19 protein-coding genes and 1 pseudogene are annotated in these 20,915 nt (G+C 70.0%); 12 read left to right on the forward strand and 8 right to left on the reverse strand.

Translation table 11 applies throughout. From position 1 onward, the window contains the following. Positions 1 to 196: 196 nt before the first annotated feature. The 3 genes from oxlT (at position 197) to ASF49_RS23455 (ending at position 2,232) form a co-directional block, all read left to right on the forward strand. On the forward strand, positions 197 to 1,483 hold the full coding sequence (gene oxlT, locus ASF49_RS02290; RefSeq protein ID WP_056467954.1) for an oxalate/formate MFS antiporter: 1,287 nt from the start codon (positions 197 to 199) through the stop codon (positions 1,481 to 1,483). Positions 1,484 to 1,638: 155 nt separating this feature from the next. Further along, complete coding sequence (locus ASF49_RS02295; protein ID WP_056466996.1) at positions 1,639 to 1,839, forward strand: hypothetical protein; 201 nt, start codon at positions 1,639 to 1,641, stop codon at positions 1,837 to 1,839. A gap of 234 nt (positions 1,840 to 2,073) precedes the next feature. After that, complete coding sequence (locus tag ASF49_RS23455) at positions 2,074 to 2,232, forward strand: hypothetical protein (protein ID WP_156652771.1); 159 nt, start codon at positions 2,074 to 2,076, stop codon at positions 2,230 to 2,232. 85 nt (positions 2,233 to 2,317) lie between these two features. On the opposite strand, the gene ASF49_RS02300 is transcribed toward ASF49_RS23455, so the two are convergent. Beyond that, positions 2,318 to 3,043, reverse strand: coding sequence for a fused DSP-PTPase phosphatase/NAD kinase-like protein (locus ASF49_RS02300; protein ID WP_056466999.1), 726 nt, complete (start codon positions 3,041 to 3,043; stop codon positions 2,318 to 2,320). Positions 3,044 to 3,258: 215 nt separating this feature from the next. Between ASF49_RS02300 and ASF49_RS02305 the strand changes: the two genes are divergently transcribed. The 3 genes from ASF49_RS02305 (at position 3,259) to ppa (ending at position 4,843) form a co-directional block, all read left to right on the forward strand. Further along, positions 3,259 to 3,765: a GNAT family N-acetyltransferase gene (locus tag ASF49_RS02305; protein WP_056467001.1), complete on the forward strand. Its 507-nt coding sequence runs from the start codon at positions 3,259 to 3,261 to the stop codon at positions 3,763 to 3,765. Positions 3,766 to 3,840: 75 nt separating this feature from the next. Then, on the forward strand, positions 3,841 to 4,170 hold the full coding sequence (locus tag ASF49_RS02310; RefSeq protein ID WP_056467003.1) for a hypothetical protein: 330 nt from the start codon (positions 3,841 to 3,843) through the stop codon (positions 4,168 to 4,170). Between the two features lie 124 nt (positions 4,171 to 4,294). Next, positions 4,295 to 4,843: an inorganic diphosphatase gene (ppa, locus tag ASF49_RS02315; protein WP_056467008.1), complete on the forward strand. Its 549-nt coding sequence runs from the start codon at positions 4,295 to 4,297 to the stop codon at positions 4,841 to 4,843. Between the two features lie 108 nt (positions 4,844 to 4,951). On the opposite strand, the gene ASF49_RS02320 is transcribed toward ppa, so the two are convergent. Beyond that, entirely contained in the window at positions 4,952 to 6,208 is a 1,257-nt protein-coding gene (locus ASF49_RS02320) for an FAD-dependent monooxygenase (RefSeq protein ID WP_056467012.1), read from the reverse strand. 233 nt (positions 6,209 to 6,441) lie between these two features. Here ASF49_RS02320 and tesB point away from each other — a divergent pair, with 233 nt between their 5' ends. The 5 genes and pseudogenes from tesB to ASF49_RS24345 all read left to right on the forward strand — a co-directional run. Continuing rightward, entirely contained in the window at positions 6,442 to 7,320 is an 879-nt protein-coding gene (tesB, locus tag ASF49_RS02325) for an acyl-CoA thioesterase II (RefSeq protein WP_056467957.1), read from the forward strand. Between the two features lie 341 nt (positions 7,321 to 7,661). Beyond that, positions 7,662 to 8,000 (forward strand): P-II family nitrogen regulator, encoded by a 339-nt coding sequence (locus ASF49_RS02330; protein ID WP_056467014.1) that lies wholly within the window; start codon positions 7,662 to 7,664, stop codon positions 7,998 to 8,000. Between the two features lie 89 nt (positions 8,001 to 8,089). Then, entirely contained in the window at positions 8,090 to 9,595 is a 1,506-nt protein-coding gene (locus ASF49_RS02335; RefSeq protein WP_056467016.1) for an ammonium transporter, read from the forward strand. A 350-nt stretch (positions 9,596 to 9,945) separates the two neighbouring features. Further along, positions 9,946 to 12,347: DNA translocase FtsK (locus tag ASF49_RS02340; RefSeq protein WP_442919036.1), on the forward strand; the 2,402-nt coding region annotated here is incomplete at its 3' end. Position 12,348: 1 nt separating this feature from the next. Next, positions 12,349 to 12,789 (forward strand): annotated as a pseudogene (locus ASF49_RS24345) (DNA translocase FtsK); the annotation flags it as partial. A gap of 27 nt (positions 12,790 to 12,816) precedes the next feature. Here the strand turns inward: ASF49_RS24345 and ASF49_RS02345 are convergent. Continuing rightward, a complete protein-coding gene (locus ASF49_RS02345; RefSeq protein WP_056467021.1) occupies positions 12,817 to 13,857 on the reverse strand; it encodes an aldose epimerase family protein in 1,041 nt (346 codons plus the stop codon). A 57-nt stretch (positions 13,858 to 13,914) separates the two neighbouring features. Continuing rightward, on the reverse strand, positions 13,915 to 15,696 hold the full coding sequence (locus tag ASF49_RS02350) for an ABC transporter ATP-binding protein (RefSeq protein WP_056467024.1): 1,782 nt from the start codon (positions 15,694 to 15,696) through the stop codon (positions 13,915 to 13,917). A gap of 177 nt (positions 15,697 to 15,873) precedes the next feature. Here ASF49_RS02350 and ASF49_RS02355 point away from each other — a divergent pair, with 177 nt between their 5' ends. Next, on the forward strand, positions 15,874 to 16,818 hold the full coding sequence (locus ASF49_RS02355; protein WP_056467027.1) for a metal ABC transporter substrate-binding protein: 945 nt from the start codon (positions 15,874 to 15,876) through the stop codon (positions 16,816 to 16,818). Positions 16,819 to 16,869: 51 nt separating this feature from the next. On the opposite strand, the gene moaD is transcribed toward ASF49_RS02355, so the two are convergent. From moaD to ASF49_RS02375, 4 genes are all read right to left on the reverse strand, one after another. After that, positions 16,870 to 17,121 (reverse strand): molybdopterin converting factor subunit 1, encoded by a 252-nt coding sequence (gene moaD / locus ASF49_RS02360; RefSeq protein WP_056467030.1) that lies wholly within the window; start codon positions 17,119 to 17,121, stop codon positions 16,870 to 16,872. A gap of 13 nt (positions 17,122 to 17,134) precedes the next feature. Then, complete coding sequence (gene pgsA, locus ASF49_RS02365; RefSeq protein ID WP_056467036.1) at positions 17,135 to 17,734, reverse strand: CDP-diacylglycerol--glycerol-3-phosphate 3-phosphatidyltransferase; 600 nt, start codon at positions 17,732 to 17,734, stop codon at positions 17,135 to 17,137. 58 nt (positions 17,735 to 17,792) lie between these two features. After that, a complete protein-coding gene (gene uvrC, locus ASF49_RS02370) occupies positions 17,793 to 19,886 on the reverse strand; it encodes an excinuclease ABC subunit UvrC (RefSeq protein ID WP_056467038.1) in 2,094 nt (697 codons plus the stop codon). A 66-nt stretch (positions 19,887 to 19,952) separates the two neighbouring features. Then, positions 19,953 to 20,687 carry a chemotaxis protein gene (locus ASF49_RS02375; RefSeq protein ID WP_056467041.1) on the reverse strand — a complete coding sequence of 245 codons (735 nt, stop codon included), beginning with the start codon at positions 20,685 to 20,687 and terminating at the stop codon, positions 19,953 to 19,955. Positions 20,688 to 20,915: the final 228 nt, after the last annotated feature.

Below are 20,915 nucleotides of genomic sequence, written 5' to 3' on the forward strand. Positions count from 1 at the left end.
GCGGGCCGGTGCGCCGTGGGCGTAGGGCGGCATCGCGACAACCTGCACGATTATTCACGGCCTCGGCTCGGTCCTCCCGCCGACACCGCCTCACACGTCCCAAACCACATTTCATTCCCTGGTATATTGCATACAACGAATTTTGGTGCATGCTGGCGGCATCGGTGCGAACAATCCGATCAAGAAGGAATTCGGGATGGAACGTCAGGACTCACCGTCCGCCAAATGGTGGCAACTCGCCTTCGGCGTGCTGTGCATGGCGATGATCGCCAATCTCCAGTACGGGTGGACGCTCTTCGTCGACCCGATCGACGCCAAGTTTCACTGGGGTCGCGCGGCGATCCAGTTCGCGTTCACCATCTTTGTCGCCACCGAGACTTGGCTGGTGCCGGTCGAGGCCTGGTTCGTCGACCGCTACGGCCCGCGCATCGTGGTCTGCTTCGGCGGCATCATGATCGCCCTGGCGTGGTTCCTGAACGCCCATGCCGACTCTCTCTTCCTCCTCTACGCGGCGGCCGTGATCGGCGGTATCGGTGCCGGCTCCGTCTACGGGACCTGCGTCGGCAACGCCCTGAAGTGGTTCCCCCACCGGCGCGGCCTCGCCGCCGGCGCCACCGCGGCCGGCTTTGGCGCCGGTGCGGCCGTCACGGTGGTGCCGATCGCCAAGATGATCGCCACCAGCGGGTACCAGGACGCCTTCCTGTATTTCGGGCTCGGTCAGGGGGCCATCGTGGTGGCCCTGTCGTTCCTCCTGCGCAAGCCGTCCCTGGCGGTGCCGGTCCAGCGCAAGACCCTTCGTCTGCCCCAGGCCAAGGTCGACCGCACGCCGCGCGAGGTGGTGCGCACCCCCGTCTTCTGGCTGATGTACGTGATCTTCGTCATGGTGGCCTCCGGCGGCCTGATGGCGGCGGCGCAGATCGCGCCGATCGCCCACGACTTCAAGGTCGCGGACGTTCCCGTCAGCCTGTTCGGCCTGCAGATGGCGGCGCTCACCTTCGCGATCTCCCTCGACCGCATCTTCGACGGCTTCGGACGCCCGTTCTTCGGCTTCGTCTCCGACAATCTCGGACGCGAGAACACGATGTTCATCGCCTTCTCGATCGCCGCCCTGGCGATCATCACCCTGCTGACCTACGGCACCTATCCGCTGGTCTTCGTCTTCGCCACGGCGGTCTATTTCGGCGTCTTCGGCGAGATCTACTCCCTGTTCCCGGCCACCTGTGGCGACACCTTCGGCTCGAAGTTCGCCACCACCAATGCCGGCCTGCTCTACACCGCCAAGGGCACGGCCTCGTTCCTGGTGCCGATCGCCAGCGTGATCTCGGCCAAGTACGGCTGGTCGGCGGTGTTCTCGATCATCATCGGGCTCAACGTCGTGGCGGCGATCCTGGCGATGTTCGTCCTCAAGCCCCTGCGCCTGCGCTTCCTCACCGATGACAGCGTGGCGGCTCCGGTGGCGGCGCGGCCGGTCCAGGCGGCCTGAGGCCGCAACCGCACCTGCGACCCACGCCCTCGGAACTTGTCGGCCGGCCCGTCGATCTCTCTCATGACGGGCCGGCCTTAGGAATCGAACCACCCGACGAGCGGGACCGGCGCCGATCGACCGACTCAACGGCCCGGCTGATTTCGAGGTTGTCCATGAACATCGCGGCGGTGCTCACGCTTCAGACGGTTCCGTTCGCCGGCATCGTCCTGGCAGGTCGAGACGACAGGGACCTCTTCGCCGTGGTGTATCTCGGCGCGGTCGGATTGATCTTGACCCTGATCATCCTCACCGGTGAAAGTCCCGGTTACGTATCGTCCTTCGCGACCGATATCGAAAGTCTATCGATGAACTGATTGGTGCGCTGCGAAAGCTGGGATGCCGGCAGCGATCGCGTGCGGTCGCCTGTCTGGCGAGCCGTGCATGATTGCGATTCGAGCGATGCGGTGAGGTCGGGCTCGGCACCGGATCGGTCGCTCAGGGCGGCGAGGTTTGCATCCGCCGCATGAGTGGTGTGTAGAATTTGGTATACCAGTGAAAATGGTGCGGTGCCATATAAGGCTCAACGCAACCGCCCTGGAACACCTCCGATGATCGCTCTCCTCGTTGTCGCCGCCGTCGCCCTGAACGTGTCGCTGGTCTTCGTGGCCGCCAACGTTCTGACCCCGAAGAACGGTCCGCTTTCCAATTCCGGCCGCTTCATCGTCAGCAACGAGAATGCCCCGTCGAAGGCCCGCCTCGCCGCCTGAGGCGATCCCGGCGGGCGCACCCGCCCAGGACCTCCTCTCGGACAAACCCGCCCGGCTCGGCCGCGGCGGGTTTTCTCGTGCCCGGCTATTCGCGCTTGATGATCCGGTCCACCACGAGGTCGGACCAGAAGCCGGGGCGGAAGGAGCGCTTGAGCGCCTCGGGGTCGTACTCGGTCTCGACCCAGGTCAGGAAGTCGATGCCCCGAGCCTCGCCGTCCCGGCGATAGAGGGCGAAGAACGCATCGAGGATTCCGGTTTTGGCGAACCGGAAATGGCCGTAGCGGGCCGAGAGCTGGCCGATGGCCTCCGCGACGGGCAGGCCCTCGTGCAGGATGAGGTAGAGCGCCGCCGCGAGACCGGCGCGATCCGCGCCCGATTTGCAGTGCATCATCGCTGGGTACTCGACCCCGTCGAAGAACGCCTTGGCCGCCAGGATGGTCTCGCGTGAGGGCGCCTCCCGCGAGCGCAGCACGAATTCCACGAGCGTCAGGCCCTGGCGCTCGCAGGCCTCGCGCTGGAGGGGCCACGAGCCGTGCTCGCGCCCGCCCCGGAGGGAGATCACGGTTCGGACCCCCTGGCGCTTGAACCAGGCCAGCTGGTGGGGCGTCGGCTGGGCCGAGCGCCAGAGCTTGCCCGCGCCGATCCGGTGCCGGTTCAGGTAGGCGAGGCGGAACACGCCGTGATCCACCAGCAGCATGTTCGCCCAGGCCTTGGCCCGCGAGACCGGGCCGGCGATCGGGCGCTCGAAGCGCGCGATCCGCGCCATGCGCCGGGCGTAGCGGGTCTCGTACGAGAGGAAGCGGTTGAACACGGGTGCGGCAGGACCGGTGGGGCGGGGATCGGGAGGGTGCTGATCTACCAGTGCGCGGCGGCCGCGGCAAACACGCCGTGGCGTGCGGGGAGCAACCGGCATCGGCCTTGCGTTGCCGAAGGTCGCCTTGTCTTCGCCCGGATCGTCACCTCCGATGCGGTGATCGACACCGATAGCGAACCGTCCATCGTCTTCATCGAGCGCGGGGATCCGTCATGCGTACGAGCACCACCAGCATCCGCCGCGCCCGTCCGGCCGACGCCGATCCCTTGTCGGACCTGTTCGACGAGACCTGGCGTGAGGCCTACCGGGGAATCATCCCCGGGGTCGCACTGGAGCGGATGATCGCGCAGCGCAGCTCGCAATGGTGGCTCGGCGCGACCCAGCGCACCCGCCCCCTCGTGGTGGTCGAGCAGGCGGGCAGCATCGTCGGCTACGCGGTCTACGGACCGGCACGGGGCCGCATCCTCCGGGCGCCCGGCGAGATCGACGAGCTCTACATCCGCCCGGCCTACCAGGGTCTCGGCCTCGGTCGGCGCCTGTTCCGGGCCGTCTCCAACGATCTTTCCGACCACGGGCTGTCCCGGGTCGGGATCTGGACGCTGGAGGGGAACGAGCGGGCGCGATCCTTCTATGCGGGGCTGGGCGGCGCCGAGATCGGCCATGCCGTCGACCGGATCGCCGGAACGGTTCTGCCCAAGGTTGGTTTCCGCTTCACCTGACCTCGCTTGAGTCCGAGCCGCCCCGCGGACCGGTCCGGCAGGCCGGGCCTCGGGGCATTGCGGACGGGACCACGGATGGGCGTGACGGCGGCGGATTGGGACAGGCGGGTCACGGACCTCAGCGCGAAGCTGCCGGACCGCATACGCAGGGCGTTGGAGTGGCTGCGCGAGCCCTCGCGATTCTGGATCCGCCTCCTGGCGGCGATCCTCTTCATCCTCGGCGGCATCTTCTCGATCCTGCCCGTCCTCGGCCTGTGGATGCTCCCGGTCGGCCTCGCCCTCCTGAGCCAGGACGTGCCCGCCCTGAAGGTCCCCCTGGAACACGCGGCCCGCTGGATCGAGCGGACCTTCGCGCGCCTCGCCGCGGCCTGGCGCCGGCGCTTCGGTCCCTCCGAGCGCCCCTGAGGCGGACCCGACAATTCCGTGCAAACGTCGCCGCCCACCGCAAGGTACGATTTCCTTCGCGGCGGAAGGGCCTTAAGACACCCGGCAACGGGGCCGGAATGCCCCTGCTTGCGGGAGCAGACACATGATCATCGACGCGGTCTCGATCGGCAAGAATCCGCCTGACGACGTGAACGTCATCATCGAGGTGCCGATCGGTGGCGACCCGATCAAGTACGAGATGGACAAGGAGGCCGGCGCCCTGGTGGTCGACCGGTTCCTCTACACGGCGATGCATTATCCGGGCAATTACGGCTTCATCCCGCACACCCTTTCGGGTGACGGCGACCCCTGCGACGTGCTCGTGGCCAATACCCGCGCCATCGCCCCCGGCGCGATCATCAGCGCCCGCCCGATCGGCGTCCTCGTGATGGAGGACAATTCCGGCGAGGACGAGAAGATCATCGCCGTGCCGTCGCGCCACCTGACCATGCGCTACGACCGGATCGAGAACTACACCGACCTGCCCGACATCACGATCCACCAGATCCAGCACTTCTTCGAGCACTACAAGGATCTCGAGCCCGGCAAGTGGGTGAAGATCAAGCGCTGGGGCGGCAAGGAGGAGGCGCATCGCCTGATCCTCGAGGGCATCGAGCGCGAGAAGGCCAGCAAGGCCGCCAAGGGCAAGTAAACGCCACCGGCAGGCACGTCCTTCGGGACATGAAAGTAACGTCCTTCGGGACATGGACTTCGATGAGCGGCGGTCCTTCCTCGACGGGAAGGGCCGCCGTTGGGCGTTTCAGAGGGCTTCGCCGCGCATCAGGCGGGGCTGAGGGCCACGCGCCGCCGCCGCCTCGCCGATGAAGAGGCGCTTCAGGCCCGGCAGCCGGTCGACGAGGCCCAGGCCGAAATCGCGCGCGAGGCGCAGGGGCATCACGTCGTTGGAGAACAGGCGGTTAAGCCCGTCCGTCACCGCCCCCATGGCCACGGTGTCGAACCGGCGGGCGCGCTCGTAGCGCTTCAGCACGTCCGGGCTGCCGGGGTCGAGGCCGAGTCGGAGGGCGTCGGTCACCGCCTCCGCCAGCACCGCCGCGCCCGCGAGGCCGAGATTCAGTCCCTGCCCGGCGATCGGGTGGATGACATGCGCGGCGTCGCCCAGGAGCGCGAGGCGCTCGCCCCGGAAGCTGCGGGCCATGCCGAAGGCGAGGGGATGGGCGCTCGGCCCCCGCTCCAGGGACAGGCGCCCGAGATTGAGCCCGAAGCGGCGCTCGATCTCGGCCAGGGTCTCCTCCGGTCCGCCGCCGGTCAGGGCCGGCACGTCGGCGGCCCGCTCCGTCCAGACGATGGACGAGCGGTGCCCGAGGGCGCCGCCATCCACCAGGGGCAGGATCGCGAAGGGACCGCCAGGCAGGAAGTGCTCGTAGGCCCGACCCGCATGGTCGCGCTCGTGCCCGATCGTGGCGACGAGCCCCATCTGCGGGTAGGACCAGCCGACCCAGCCGATCTTGGCGGCCTCGCGCAGGCGCGAGCGCGCCCCGTCCGCCGCCACCAGCAGGGCGGCCTGCCGCGTGCGTCCGTCGCCGAGGGCGAGGCGGGTGATGCCGCCGGCGGGCAGGGCTTCGACGATGCCGGTGGGATCGAACACCACGCCGGCCACTTCGGCCGCCGCGAGCAGCGCGGCCACCAGGGGCTCCGCCTCGACCATGTGGGCGAAGGGCGCGCCGGCCTCCGCCTCCTGCGCGAAGGTCAGGAAGACCGGGCGCACCGGGTCGGCCAGGCGGCTGTCGCTCACGACCATGTCGTGAATCGGCTGGGCGGCCGCGGCCGCGGCTTCCCAGACGCCGAGGCGCTCGAACATCCGCCGCCCGCCCGCCGCCACCGCGTAGGCCCGCCCGGCATGGCGCGACGCACCGGCGCCGAGGCCGGGATCGCACAGGGTGACGCTGAGGGCCGGGCCGTTCGCCTGCGCCAGCGCCAGGGCGAGGGTCAGGCCGGGAATGCCGGCGCCGGCGATGACCACGCTGCGCCGGTTCCCGCGCGTCTCCGTTGCGTCCATGCCGATCCCCGCCGTCCTCGCTGCCGGGAAGGGAGTGCCATTCCCCGGTCTCCGGAGCAACGCGCGGTGTCGCGGATCGGGACCGCATCATCGTCGCTGGGCGCGGTCGCGGCGGAAGCCCGGCGCCATGCCGTCGCGATCCTTGCCAGGGAGATGGTTCACATGTGAAGGATCGCCCGTGCCGCCTCGGCGGCCACGCGGCCCGGAAATCGCCGGGCGAGCAGGGAAGCGGCATGACCGGCATCGTCACCGAACTCCTCGACATCCTCGACCTGAAGAGCCTGGAGCCGGATCTCTACCGGGGCGAGAGCCTGCAGACCGGGTGGTTCCGGGTCTTCGGGGGACAGGTGGTGGCGCAGGCCCTGGTCGCCGCGACCCGCACGGTGCCGGACACCCGGCCTCCGCACTCCCTGCACGCCTACTTCCTCCTCGGCGGCGACCCGAAGGCGCCGATCGACTACGCGGTGGAGCGCATCCGCGACGGGCGCAGCTTCACCACCCGCCGGGTCGTGGCGCACCAGCACGGGCGCGCGATCTTCGCGATGTCAGTCTCCTTCCACGATGCGGAGGAGGGCGCCGTGCACCAGGCCGCCATGCCCGACGTGCCGCCGCCGGAAGACGTGCCGGAAGCGCCCGCCGCCACCGCCGATGCCGCCCGGCACGGCCTCGCGATCCCGGCGCCGATCCTCTCCTATTTCGGCCGTCGCCGTCCCATCGAACTCCGGCCCGTCGAGATCGAGCGCTACCTGCGCCGGGCGCCGCGCGAGCCGCGCTTCCACGTCTGGATGCGGGCCGTGGACCGCCTGCCCGACGATCCGGCGATCCACCGCGCCGTCCTCGCCTACGCCTCGGACATGACGCTGCTCGACGCCACCCTGATCCCGCACGGGCAGACGGTGTTCGACCCGGAGATCCAGTCCGCCAGCCTCGACCACGCCCTGTGGTTCCACCGGCCGTTCCGGGCCGACGACTGGCTGCTCTACGCCCAGGACAGCCCGAGCGCCGACGGCGCGCGCGGCTTCGCCCGCGGACAGATCTTCACCCGCGACGGCATCCTAGTCGCGTCGGTGGCGCAGGAGGGCATGATCCGCCCGCGACGCGCCGAGGCCTGAACGGTCCCGCATCACCGGCGAAAAGCCCGCCCAGCACCATATTTGCCTGTTTCGTCAGCGTTTTGCCTATTTCGCGCGCAAACTTGGCCGGAAAAAAGCCGCGTCTTGAATCAGTGCCCGAACACTTCTTGGGCAGAAGCGCCACCGGCGAAAAAGTTCCTCTGGCATAGTCCTTGAATATGGGGGCGGACGTACGGGTCGGAAACGATTCCGTGCGGACCGGCCGGTCCGATCGTGTCGCGACGCTTGCGTGCGCCGGCCGGTGGCCTCCACGCGCGCAGGTTACCTCTGCCAAGTTTTCCGTCTGCCGAATTCCACTCGTAGCTAAGGGGGCGTCGCCCATGAAAATCGTGATGGCCATCATCAAGCCGTTCAAGCTGGAGGAGGTGCGCGACGCTCTGACCGGCATCGGCGTACACGGCCTCACCGTCACCGAGGTGAAGGGCTACGGCCGCCAGAAGGGCCACACCGAGATCTACCGCGGCGCCGAATATGCCGTGAGCTTCCTGCCCAAGCTCAAGATCGAGGTGGCCGTGGCCTCCGACCTCACCGCCAGCGTCATCGACGCGATCGCGGCCGCCGCCCGCACCGGCCAGATCGGCGACGGCAAGATCTTCGTCGTCCCCCTCGAGAAGGCCGTCCGCATCCGCACCGGCGAGACCGACGTCGACGCCCTCTGAGGCAGCCTTCGACCGGACGATCCCGTCCGGCCAGTCCTGACAGTCCCACTTCACATCAGCATCGCACCGCGATCGGGAGTCTCGTTTCCATGAAACTTCGCAATGCCCTGGCGCTCGGGCTGGGGAGCGCCGCGCTGGCGCTCCTGTTCATCGAGCCATCCCTTGCGCAGACGCCCACGGCGGAGGCCGTGCCGGCCGCCGCGGCGGCCGCGCCCGTTCCGAACAAGGGCGACACCGCCTGGATGCTCATCTCCAGCGCCCTGGTGCTGCTGATGGTCGTGCCGGGCCTCGCCCTGTTCTACGGCGGCCTCGTGCGCACCAAGAACATGCTCTCGGTCCTGACGCAGGTCTTCGCCATCGCCTGCATCTCCTGCCTGCTGTTCGTCATCTTCGGCTACAGCCTCGCCTTCACCAATGGCGGCGGCCTCAACGACTTCGTCGGCGGCCTGTCCAAGGCCTTCCTGAAGGGCATCGACGCGAACTCCACCGTCGCCACCTTCTCGAACGGCGTCGTGATCCCCGAATACGTCTACATCTGCTTCCAGATGACGTTCGCGATGATCACCCCGGCCCTCATCGTCGGGGCCTTCGCCGAGCGGATGAAGTTCTCGGCGCTGGTCGTGTTCATGATCCTCTGGACCACCCTGATCTACTTCCCGATGGCGCACATGGTCTGGTACTGGGGCGGCCCGGATGCGGTCGGCAACGCCGCCAAGGCGCTGGCCGCCGCCACCGACGACGCCTCGAAGGCGACCGCCCAGGCGGCCCTCGACGCGGTGAACGCCGATGCGGGCCTGCTCTTCAAATGGGGCGCCCTCGACTTCGCCGGCGGCACCGTGGTGCACATCAACGCCGGCATCGCGGGCTTCGTCGGCTGCCTCATGCTCGGCAAGCGCATCGGCTACGGCCGTGACCTGCTCGCCCCGCACTCCCTGACCATGACCGCCATCGGCGCCTCGCTCCTGTGGGTGGGCTGGTTCGGCTTCAACGCCGGCTCGAACCTCGAGTCCAACGGCACCGCCGCCATGGCGATGCTCAACACCTTCGTCGCCACCGCCGCCGCCGCCCTCTCCTGGCTGCTCGTCGAGTGGATGCTGAAGGGCAAGCCGTCGCTCCTCGGCATGCTCTCGGGTGCGATCGCCGGCCTCGTCGCCGTCACTCCGGCCGCCGGCTTCGCCGGTCCGATGGGTTCGATCATCCTCGGCCTCGTCGCCGGCGCGGTCTGCTTCATCATGTGCTCCACGGTGAAGAACGCCCTCGGCTACGACGATTCCCTCGACGTCTTCGGCGTCCACTGCATCGGCGGCATCCTCGGCGCCGTGGCCACCGGCCTCCTCGTGAACCCGGATTTCGGCGGCGTCGGCCTGCCCGACTACACCTCGAAGCCCGGTGAACTCGCGGTCGGCGCCTACGAGACCAGCGCCGCCCTGATGAGCCAGCTCAAGGCCGTCGGCTTCACCATTGTCTGGTCGGGTGTCGGCTCCGCCATCCTGTACAAGCTCGTCGATCTCACCATCGGCCTCCGCGTCACCCAGGACGAGGAGCGCGAGGGCCTGGACATCGCCGATCACGGCGAGCGCGCCTACAACTACTGAGGCCTGAGACGCCTGAAACCTGCGGCGCCTTCGGGCGTCGAAACGGAAGGCCCCGGTCCCCGCGACCGGGGCCTTTCGCGTTGCGAGGGGCGGTTTCGCGAAGCGGAGTGCCGAGCGCGTCCTCACGCCCCGTCCTGGGAGCCGGGCTGCGGGGAGGGAAGGCGTTGTGTCGCCCGGGCACCCCGTGTCTGCACGGCCGCGTCGCGGTGCCGAGGCGAACCGGTGCGGCGCCTGTGCCACGGCGGCCAGGGGCCGGGGTTCGGGCTGGAAGGGAAGTCTCAACCTTAGCCAGCCGTTAACTCCGCCGACGCTAGCGTGACCGGACAGTTCCCCATCGTGTCTGGTACCGCATGCGCTCGCTTCGCCGTTCCGCATCGCCCTACGATACTTTCGTCGACAGCTTTCGCCCGTTCCTGGCCAAGCGGATGACAGAGTTGGGCGGTCTCGTGCTGTTTGCCGGTGCCACCGCGCTGACGGTCGCGCTGGCGACGTGGTCGATCGACGATCCGAGCCTGAACCACGCCACCGACCATCCCGCCCACAACGTCCTCGGCACCGGCGGTGCCGTCGTCTCCGACCTGGCGATGCAGCTGCTCGGACTGGGCTCGCTCGCCTTCGTGCTGCCCCCGGCGCTGTGGGGCATCCAGCTGATGCGCACGCGGGCGCTGCCCCGCGGCGGCCTGCGCCTGACCCTGTGGATCATCGGCTTCTTCGCCGCGAGCGCCGTGGCGAGCGCGCTGCCCTCCACGGCGCGCTGGCCGCTGCCCACCGGCCTCGGGGGCGTCGCGGGCGACGCCCTGATGCATGCCGCCCGCACGATGCTCGGCATCGTCGCGACGCCGCTCCTCGCCTTCGCGGGCTTCCTCTTCGCCGGCATCGCCATCCTGTGCCTCACCGGGGCGTGCCGGGTCGGCGAGATCGACGAGGAGGATCTCGACGCCTACGACGCGCCCCCGGCCCCGGCGCGCCAGCCGGCGCGCGGCCGCCCGGATGCCAGCCAGGACGGCCGCTACGAGGACGACGAGCCGAGCCTCGGCATCGTCTCCCTCGGGGCGATGGCGCAGGCCCTGATGGGCGGGCGCGCGGCCCTGGCGGCACGCATCGCCGACTGGCGCGCCGAGCGGGCGGCCGCCGCCACCGCGCTCGCCTATGCGGGCGCCTCGCCGGCGCTGGCCGCGCAGCGCGCCTTCGCGGCCCCCGAGGATGCGCCCTGGGCGACCCATGCCGCCGACGCCCGGGTGGCGCCGTCCGACGGTCGGCGCGAGCCGGTCTTCGATGCGCCGCCGCAGGCCCCGGCCGCCTCGCGGCGTCCGCCGGCGCCGGTGCACCACGACGACGAGGAGGCCGACGCGGCCGTCGATTTCGAGGCGGCACCGCCCGCCGAGGCCGTGGCCCCGGCGCGGTCCCGCGTGGCGCCCGCCGCGCCGCCGCCCGTTCCCGCCGCCGCGCGCCGCGCGACACCGCCCCAGCCCCAGAACGCCGAGAACTACCGGCATCCCGCCCTGGAGCTGCTCGCCGATGCGCCGCGCCTGCCCGCCTCGAGCCAGATCTCGTCGGAAGCCCTGGAGCAGAACGCCACCCTGCTGGAGGCCACCCTCAGCGATTTCGGCGTGCGCGGCGACATCCTGGCGGTGCGCCCCGGCCCGGTTGTCACCCTCTACGAGCTCGAGCCGGCGCCCGGCACCAAGTCGAGCCGCGTGATCTCGCTCGCCGACGACATCGCCCGCTCGATGTCGGCCGTCTCGGCCCGCGTCGCCGTGGTGCCGGGCCGCAACGCCATCGGCATCGAGCTGCCGAATGCCCGGCGTGAGACCGTCTATCTGCGCGAGCTCCTCGCCTCGGCCGACTTCGCCGAGACGAAGCAGAGCCTGGCCCTGTGCCTCGGCAAGAACATCGGCGGCGAGCCGATCATCGCGGATCTGGCCAAGATGCCCCACCTGCTGGTGGCGGGCACCACGGGCTCGGGCAAGTCGGTGGCGATCAACACCATGATCCTGTCGCTCCTCTACCGGATGAAGCCGGAGGAGTGCCGCCTGATCATGGTCGATCCCAAGATGCTGGAGCTCTCCGTCTACGACGGCATCCCGCACCTGCTCTCCCCCGTCGTCACCGACCCGAAGAAGGCGGTCATCGCCCTCAAATGGGCCGTGCGCGAGATGGAGGAGCGCTACAAGAAGATGTCGAAGGTCGGTGTGCGCAACATCGACGGCTTCAACGCGCGCCTCGCCGAGGCGCGCGGGCGCGGCGAGATCCTGACCCGGACCGTGCAGACGGGCTTCGACCGCCAGACCGGCGAGGCCGTCTACGAGACGGAGGAGATGGACCTCTCGGCGCTGCCCTACATCGTGATCGTGGTCGACGAGATGGCCGACCTGATGATGGTGGCGGGCAAGGCGCTGCCCTACATCGTGATCGTGGTCGACGAGATGGCCGACCTGATGATGGTGGCGGGCAAGGACATCGAGGGCGCGATCCAGCGTCTGGCCCAGATGGCGCGCGCGGCCGGCATACACCTGATCATGGCGACCCAGCGCCCGAGCGTCGACGTGATCACGGGCACGATCAAGGCCAACTTCCCGACCCGGATCAGCTTCCAGGTGACGTCGAAGATCGACAGCCGCACGATTCTCGGCGAGATGGGCGCCGAGCAGCTCCTGGGCCAGGGCGACATGCTGTTCATGGCCGGCGGCGGGCGCACGACGCGCGTGCACGGGCCGTTCTGCTCGGATGCGGAGGTCGAGAGCGTGGTCGCNCTGGGCCAGGGCGACATGCTGTTCATGGCCGGCGGCGGGCGCACGACGCGCGTGCACGGGCCGTTCTGCTCGGATGCGGAGGTCGAGAGCGTGGTCGCCCACCTCAAGCGCCAGGGCCGGCCCTCCTACCTCGAGGCCGTCACGGCCGAGGAGGACGGCGCGTCGGGCGCCAAGGGCGGCGCCGACGAGATCGAGATGGACGGCGCGGTCTTCGACCAGGGCAGCTTCGGCGAGGCCGGCGGCGATCTCTACGACCAGGCCGTGCAGGTGGTGATGCGGGACAAGAAGGCCTCGACGAGCTACATCCAGCGCCGCCTGCAGATCGGCTACAACCGCGCCGCCTCCCTGATGGAGAAGATGGAGATCGAGGGCATCGTCGGCCCGGCCAACCATGCCGGCAAGCGCGAGATCCTGATCGAGCCCGACTCCCATCACGGCTGAGGCCCGCGACCGCGCCGCGACCCGGACCTAGGGAACGGTGCCGAACCGATAGGCCGTCGTCGCCCGGAAGGGCGCGTCCGGCCGCAGGACGGTGCTGGGAAAGGCCGGGTGGTTCGGGGCGTCCGGGAAGCCCTGCGCCTCGAAGCAGACCGCGTCGCCGGCCCGGTACAGCCCGCCGCCCGAGCCCGTCACCGTCCCGTCGAGCATGTTGGCGGTGTAGAGCTGCAGCCCCGGCTGGGTCGTCGCCACGGTGAGGCAGCGCCCGCTCGCCGGATCGACGGCCCGCGCGACCTCGCGCAGCGTCCCGTCGCCTCCGAGCACGAAGGTGTGGTCGTAGCCGTGGGCCAGGGCGAGTTGCGGATGCGCGGTCCGGATGCGCGCGCCGAGGGCCGCCGGTGTCCGGAAGTCGAAGGGCGTGCCGGCCACGGGCAGGAGCGCGCCCGTGGGGATCTGCTCGGCATCCGTCTCCAGGATCGCCTCCGCCGCGATGGTGACCACGTGCCCGAGGGCGGAGCCCGTACCCTCGCCGGCGAGGTTGAAGTAGCCGTGATTGGTCAGGTTCAGGATCGTCGGCCGATCGGTGACGGCGGCGTAGGCGATGGCGAGGGTGCCGTCCGCCTCCAGCCGATAGGCCACGGTGACGTCGAGGTTGCCGGGAAAGCCCTGCTCGCCGTCGGGGGAGCGGTAGGCCAGGGTCAGGCTCGTCGCATCGGCGGCCTCGACCCGCCAGATCCGGCGGTCGAAGCCCTCCGGTCCGCCGTGCATGGTGTTGCGGCCCTCGTTGCGGGGCAACCGGTAGAGCTGGCCGTCGAGGCTGAAGCGGCCACCGGCGATCCGGTTGGCGTAGCGCCCGATGAGCGCTCCGAAATGCGCGTCGCTCGCGGCGTAGCCGGCGAGGTCGGCGGCGCCGAGGACCACGTTGGCGCTGCGGCCCGTCCGGTCCGGCACCTCGATCCGGCTGATGAGGGCGCCGTAATCGAGGATCTGCACCGTGACGTCGCCCCGCGCGAGGGTATGGCGCGTCACGGCCGCGCCGCCCGCGGTGGTTCCGAAAGGCTCTGTCCGCATCGAGGTCCTCGATCCCGCTCCGGCCGGCTCAACGCCGCGGGGCGCGGATCGGTCCCGTCAGGCCGGCAGGGCCGCGTCCTCGGCGTCGCCGGAGAGCTGCATCCGGTGGAGCCGGGCATAGGCCTCGCCCGCCGCCACCAGTGTCTCGTGGCGCCCGGTCTCGATGATGCGCCCGCTCTCCATGACGACGATGCAGTCGGCGTCGCGCACGGTGGAGAGGCGGTGCGCGATGACCAGGGTGGTGCGGCCCTGCATCAGGCGCAGGAGGGCGTCCTGGACGAGGCGCTCGGACTCGGAATCGAGCGCGCTCGTCGCCTCGTCGAGGAGGAGGATCGGCGCGTCCTTGAGGAAGGCGCGGGCCAGGGAGATGCGCTGGCGCTCGCCCCCCGAGAGCCGCCCGCCCGAGGGGCCGACGGGGAAGTCGTAGCCCTCCGGCAGCCGGCTGATGAAGCCGTGCGCCGCCGCCGCCTCGGCCGCCCCCTCGATCTCGGCCCGGGTCGCCCCCGGCCGGCCGAAGCCGATATTGGCCGCGATGGTGTCGTCGAACAGGACCACGTCCTGCGAGACCACCGCCACCGCCGCGCGCAGGGAGGCGAGGGAGATGGCGCGGATGTCCTGCCCGTCGATGAGCACGGCGCCCTCGGTCACGTCGTAGAGGCGCGGCACGAGGTTGAGGAGGGAGGACTTGCCCGAGCCCGAGCGGCCGACCAGGGCCACCGTCGCGCCGGCCGGGACGGTGAGGTCGATGCCCTCCAGGGCGGGCGCGTCGGCGCGGTAGCGGAAGCGCACGCCGGTGAAGCGGATCTCGCCCCCCGCCACCCGGAGCGGGCGCGCGCCCGGCACGTCGCGGATCTGCGGCGCCTCGTCCATCAGGGCGAAGTAGCGCTGGAGCGCGGCCCCGGCCTCCTGCAGGATCGCGTTGAGGGTGCCCAGCGTGCGGATCGGCTGGGAGGCCAGGAGCAGCGCGGTGACGTAGCCCGTGAAGTCGCCCACCGTGCGGTCGCCCGAGGTCACGCGCTGGCCGACCAGGGCCAGCACCGCGGCGACCGCGAGGCCGCCGCCGATCTCGAGGAGCGGGTCGAGGCGCCCGCGGGCATTGGCGGCCTTCATCTTGAGCCTGCGCACCTCGTCGAAGGCGCCTTGCGCGCGCCCCTTGAGGTAGCCTTCCAGCGCGTAGGTCTTGGCGATGCGTGCGCCCTGCAGGCTCTCGGTGATCAGGCTGGCGGTCAGGCCCATGCGCTCCTGCGTCGCCGTCGAGACCCGGCGCAGCTTCCGGCCGACCCGGCCGATCGGGCCGGCGACGAAGGGCACCACCACCCCGGCGACCAGGGTGAGGATCGGATCCATCCAGACCAGGGCCGCCACCAGGGCGATCAGCATGGCGATGTCGCGCAGGAGGACCGTGGAGATGCGGGTCAGAGCCTCCTTGATGAAGGCGAAATCCGTGGTGAAGCGCTGCGTGAAGGCCGCCGGGCTCTCGCGTCCGAGCTGGGCGAGGTCGGATTCGATGAGGTGCCCGTAGAGGGCGGCCTGCATATCGGCCTCCACGCGGGTGACCACGCGGTTGGTCAGGACGTTCTGGCCGAACAGCGCGAAGCCGCGGATCGACGTGATGGCGATGACGATCACCGGGCCGTAGGCGAGGGCGGCCATGTCCTTTCGGTCGAAGGCGTCGAAGGCGAGCTTGATCAGGGTCGGGTACAGGCCGGTCGCCGCCCCCACGACGGCGATCAGAACCAGCACCACCGCAAGGGTGGCCCGGTGCGGCCGCAGCCATTCCCGCCAGACCCGGCCGAGGAGGGGGAGGATGTCGCTCTTGGGAAGCGCCCGTCGCGCCATCTGGTCCGCTCTTTCCGTGTCCGTGCCCGCCCGACGGCGCCCGGGCCGTGACTGCCGGGGGTGTTTGCGTCCGCATCCCGGCGAGATCAAGGGAAAGACACGGGAACGCCCGCTCGGACTTGGAAATGTGATAATGTTACAGTAGAGCCGACGGGTTCACCGAAAGGACCGTCCCCGATGCCGCTCCGGCTTTCGCGCCTGCCCGTCGCTCTCGCGCTCGTCCTCGGGCTCCTCCTCGGCCCGGCCGCGGCGGCCGAGGGCAAGCTCCGGGCGGTGGCGAGCTTCTCGATCCTGGCCGACCTCGTCGCCCAGGTCGGCGGCGACCGGGTCGCGGTGACGTCCCTGGTCCAGCCCAATGCCGACGCCCACGGCTACGCGCCGGCGCCGAGCGACGCCCGCACCCTGGCCGATGCCCGCCTCGTGGTGGTGAACGGCCTCGGGCTGGAGGGGTGGATCGACCGTCTGATCAAGGCCTCGGGCACGAAGGCGCCGGTCGTCGTCGCCTCCGCCGGGGTCAGGCCGATCGAGGCCGAGGACGACGATCACGGCCATGGCGGATCCGATGGCGGATCCGGCCACGCGCATGGGCACCACGACGATCCCCATGCCTGGCAGAGCATCGCCAATGCGCGGATCTACGTCGGCAACATCCGCGATGCCCTGGTGCGGATCGACCCCGACAACGCCGCGACCTACGCGGACAACGCCAAGGCCTACCTTGCCACCCTCGACGCCCTCGAGACCGAGGTGCGCACGGCAATCGGCGCGATCCCGAAGGCCCAGCGCCGGATCATCACCACCCACGACGCCTTCGGCTACTTCACCGCCGCCTACGGCCTCGCCTTCATCGCGCCGCAGGGGGTGTCGACGGACAGCGAGGCGAGTCCACGCGATGTCGCCCGGATCATCCGGCAGATCCGCCAGGAGAAGGTCCCGGCCGTGTTCCTAGAGAACATCAGCGACCCGCGCCTGATGCAGCAGATCGCCCGCGAGAGCGGCGCGGCCATCGGCGGCAAGGTCTTCTCCGACGCCCTGTCGGGCGCCGACGGACCGGCGCCGACCTACGTGGCGATGATGCGCCACAATCTCGCGGCCTTCACGGCGGCGCTGGGCAAGCGCTGAGGCCGACGCCTCGGCTGCCGGTCATCGGCCGCGCGGGCTGAGGCCCGAGCCTCAGCCCCCGGTCATGGGCGGAAAGAACGCGATCTCGGAGGCGCCGGCGATCGGCGCGTCCGGCTTGGCATGGACCCGGTCGATCGCCGCGCGGACGATGCCGGTGGTCTCGAAGGCGTAGGCGTATTCCTCGCCCCGGCCACGCAGCCAGGCGACGAGGTCCGACACCGTGACGATCCCGTCGGGGAGGTCGACAATCTCCTCGGCCTTGCCGACGCGCTCGCGCACCCAGGCGAAATAGACGAGCTTCATCGCGATGGGTTCCTCAGCGCGGGTCGTCGATGACGTGCTTGATGCCGGAGCGCAGGTAGTCCCAGCCGGTATAGAGCGTCAGAGCGGCGGCGATCCAGAGGAGGACGGTCCCGGCCTGGATCGTGCCCGGCAGGATCGATTCCCCGGCCGGCCCGGCCACCAGGAATCCGATGGCGATCAGCTGCACGGTGGTCTTCCACTTGGCGACCTTGCTCACCGGCACGCCGACCTTGAGCTCGGCGAGATACTCGCGCAGGCCCGAGACCAGGATCTCCCGGCAGAGGATCACGATCGCGGCCCAGAGGGTCCAGCCGACGATGGTGTGGTCGGCGGCCAGCATCAGGAGGCAGGCGGCCACCAGCAGCTTGTCGGCGATGGGGTCGAGCATCCGCCCGAGGGCGGAACTCTGGTCGTAGGTCCGCGCCACGTAGCCATCGAGGTAGTCAGTGATCGCGGCCAGGATGTAGACCGCCAGGGCGCCGAAGCGCGCGCTCGGCTCGTCGGGCCAGTACAGCAGCGCGACGACCACGGGCACCGCCACGAGCCGCCCGTAGGTGAGGCAGTTCGCGAGCGTCCAGGCTGGCGACCGACGGCGGGTGAGGACGGGATTCATCGCAGGCGTGAAACCATGTGCGGCGGTGGGGGTCAACCGCGCGGGTACGCCGATCTCCTCACGCATGGGTGTGGAAGAAGTCGTACACGGCCCGGGCCGTGGCGGCGTTGACCCCCGGGGTCTTCGCCAGATCCTCGAAGGCCGCCCGCTGGATCGCCTTCACGGTGCCGAAATGGTGGAGCAGGGCGCGCTTGCGGCTCGGGCCGATCCCGGCGATCTCGTCGAGCGGATTCCTCACCATCTCGCGCTTGCGCTTGGCCCGGTGGCTGCCGATGGCGAAGCGGTGCGCCTCGTCGCGCAGGCGCTGCACGAAGTAGAGGGTCGGGTCGCGCGGCGGCAGCTTGAAGGGCGGCCTTCCGGGCACGAAGAACGTCTCGCGCCCGGCGTCGCGGTCGCGGCCCTTGGCGATGCCCACCAGGGCGACGTCGGTGACACCGATCTCCTCCAGGGCGGTCCGGGCGGCGTCGAGCTGCCCCTTGCCGCCGTCGATCAGCACGAGGTCGGGCCAGGCCGGCAGGGTGTCGCTCTCCGGGGCCGCCTCGGCCACGGGCTCCTGCGCGCCGCCCTCGCTCGCGGCGATCGCCGCCTCCCGGGCGGTGCGGGGATTCTCCTTCACGAGGCGCTTGAAGCGGCGCTGCAGCACCTCGCGCATCATCCCGTAATCGTCGCCGGGGGTCAGCTCCTCCGACTTGATGTTGAAGGTGCGGTAGTGCTGCTTGGCGAAGCCCGTCGGCCCGGCCACGATCATGCCGCCGACGGCGTTCGTGCCCATGATGTGCGAGTTGTCGTAGACCTCGATCCGCCGGGGCGCGCCGGTGAGCCCGAACGACTGGCCGAGGGCGGCCAGGAGCTTGCCCTGCGAGGCGGTGTCGGCGAGGCGCCGGCCGAGAGCCTCCTTGGCGTTGCGCTGGGCGTACTCGACGAGGTTCTTGCGCTCGCCGCGCTGCGGCTGGTGGATCTCGACCCGGTAGTCGGTGCGGCTCGACAGGGCGGCGGCCAGGAGTTCCGCATCCTCGATGGCGTGCGAGACCAGGACGCTGCGCGGCGCCGGCTTGTCGTCGTAGAACTGCCCGATGAACGAGGCCAGGACCTCGTCCGGCGTCATGGTGCGGTCGGCCTTGGGGAAGTAGGCGCGGTTGCCCCAGTTCTGGAAGTTCCGGAAGAAGAACACCTCGATGCAGAACTGGCCCGCCTGCTCGTCGAGGGCGAAGACGTCCGCCTCCTCGACGCCCTGCGTGTTGACGCCCTGGGTGCCCTGGATCGCCGACAGGGCCGCGATGCGGTCGCGGAACCGGGCCGCGCGCTCGAACTCCATCTTCTCCGAGGCGTCCTGCATCTCCTCGCGCATGCGGTCCTTGACCGCGTTCGACTTGCCCGCGAGGAAGCTCTTGGCGTTGTCGGCGAGCGCCCGGTAGTCGGCGAGGTCGATCTCGCCGGTGCACGGACCCGAGCAGCGCTTGATCTGGTAGAGCAGGCAGGGCCGGGTGCGGTTCTCGTAGTAGCTGTCCGTGCAGGTCCGCAGCAGGAAGGCGCGCTGCAGGGCGTTGACCGTGCGGTTGACCGCCCAGACGCTGGCGAAGGGGCCGTAATAGCTGCCCTTCCGGCGCCGGGCGCCGCGATGCTTGATGATCTGCGGCGCTTCCGAATCCGCCGTGACGAGGATGTAGGGAAACGACTTGTCGTCCCGCATCAGCACGTTGAAGCGCGGCTTCAGCTGCTTGATGAGGTTGGCCTCGAGGAGCAGCGCCTCGGTCTCGGTGGCGGTGGTGACGAACTCCATCGCCGCCGTCTGCGAGATCATGCGGGCGATGCGGTTGGAATGGGCCTGGCCCCGGGCGTAGGAGCCGACCCGCGCCTTGAGGTTCTTGGCCTTGCCGACGTAGAGCACGTCGCCCTTGTCGTCGAACATCCGGTAGACGCCGGGCGAGGTCGGCAGGGTCGTCCAGAACCGCCGGATCACCTCGGTGCCGGCCTTGACCGCGCCCTCCTCGAAATCGAAGTCGATCTCGGGGGCGTCGTCGGCCTGGGCGTGGTCCTGCCCGTCGTCGGAGGCGTCGTCCCGGAGGTCGTCCTCGCGGAAGCCGTCCTGCTCGTCGAAGCCGTCCGGCGGCAGATCTTTCGAGGCGTGGTCTTTCGCGGGCGCGCGGCTCATGCCGCTGACTTAAGCCTCGCGGAATGCAGAGGGAAGGGGCGCCGGAGGGGATCGGCGCCCATCCGGTCAGTCGAACAGCGCGTCGATGTCGCCCTGGTCGACGTGCCCGATGTCGTCGGCGAGCTTCGGCCCGTTGAGGAGCGAACTCTCGTCGTCGATGTCGACCTTGGCGGGACCCGCGCCCAGCAGCTCGCTGAAGGTGTCGAGGCCGCCCCAGGCCTCGATCATCCGGTCGAGGTGTTCCTCGATGAACTTCAGCACGCCGACGATCTTGTTGATGCGCTGGCCGGTGAGGTCCTGGAAGTTGCAGGCCTCGAAGGCGACGACGACGCGGTCGAGGATCGCGTCGATGTTCTCGCGCCCGGCCATGGTGGTGGTCATGGCGCGCAGCATGCTCGCGTTGGTCTCGATCTCCTCGATCGCGCCCAGGATGGTGCTGGTGGCGCGCTCGGTCGAATCGACGACGGCGTCGAGCTCGCCGGCGACGCGGCGCATCCCCTTGCCGGTGTTCTCCGACCGGTAGAGCGTCGCGATCTCCTGCTTGGTGCGGGTAATCGCGTCCTTCATGATGTCGAGCTCGGAGCGCATCGCGAAGGCTTCGTTCAGCTCGCGCCGGCACGCCTCGACGGTCTCGACGGTGCTCGTCTGCGTCACCTTCCTGAGATCCTGGATCGCCGCCAGGATCTCTTCGAGGCGCTTGTTGTTCAGGTTCGCCGCCTCCGACGAGACGGCGCCCTCCGCCGCCGCGGCGGGGGCGGCGAGCCCGAGGCTGTCCTCGATGCGGTAACGTTTGAGAGTCATCGGTCGCGATCAGCCGGATAGAGTGAAGCCGGATGACGATGGCGCGAACTGATTGCGATTTCTTGAACGTCGCAACGCCCCGGCAACCTTTACCGCCCGTTCACGCTGAATCCGACGAGCTGTTCGAAGCCGGGCCGGGCTGAACGATTCACCATGTTCCTTCACCGGGTCCTCGCCTCGGTCTCCGATCCTGTCGGCACGTCGCACCCGGGAGCGGGTCCGACCGGG

The sequence above is a fragment of the Methylobacterium sp. Leaf104 genome (genome assembly GCF_001422885.1).
Taxonomy (GTDB): domain Bacteria; phylum Pseudomonadota; class Alphaproteobacteria; order Rhizobiales; family Beijerinckiaceae; genus Methylobacterium.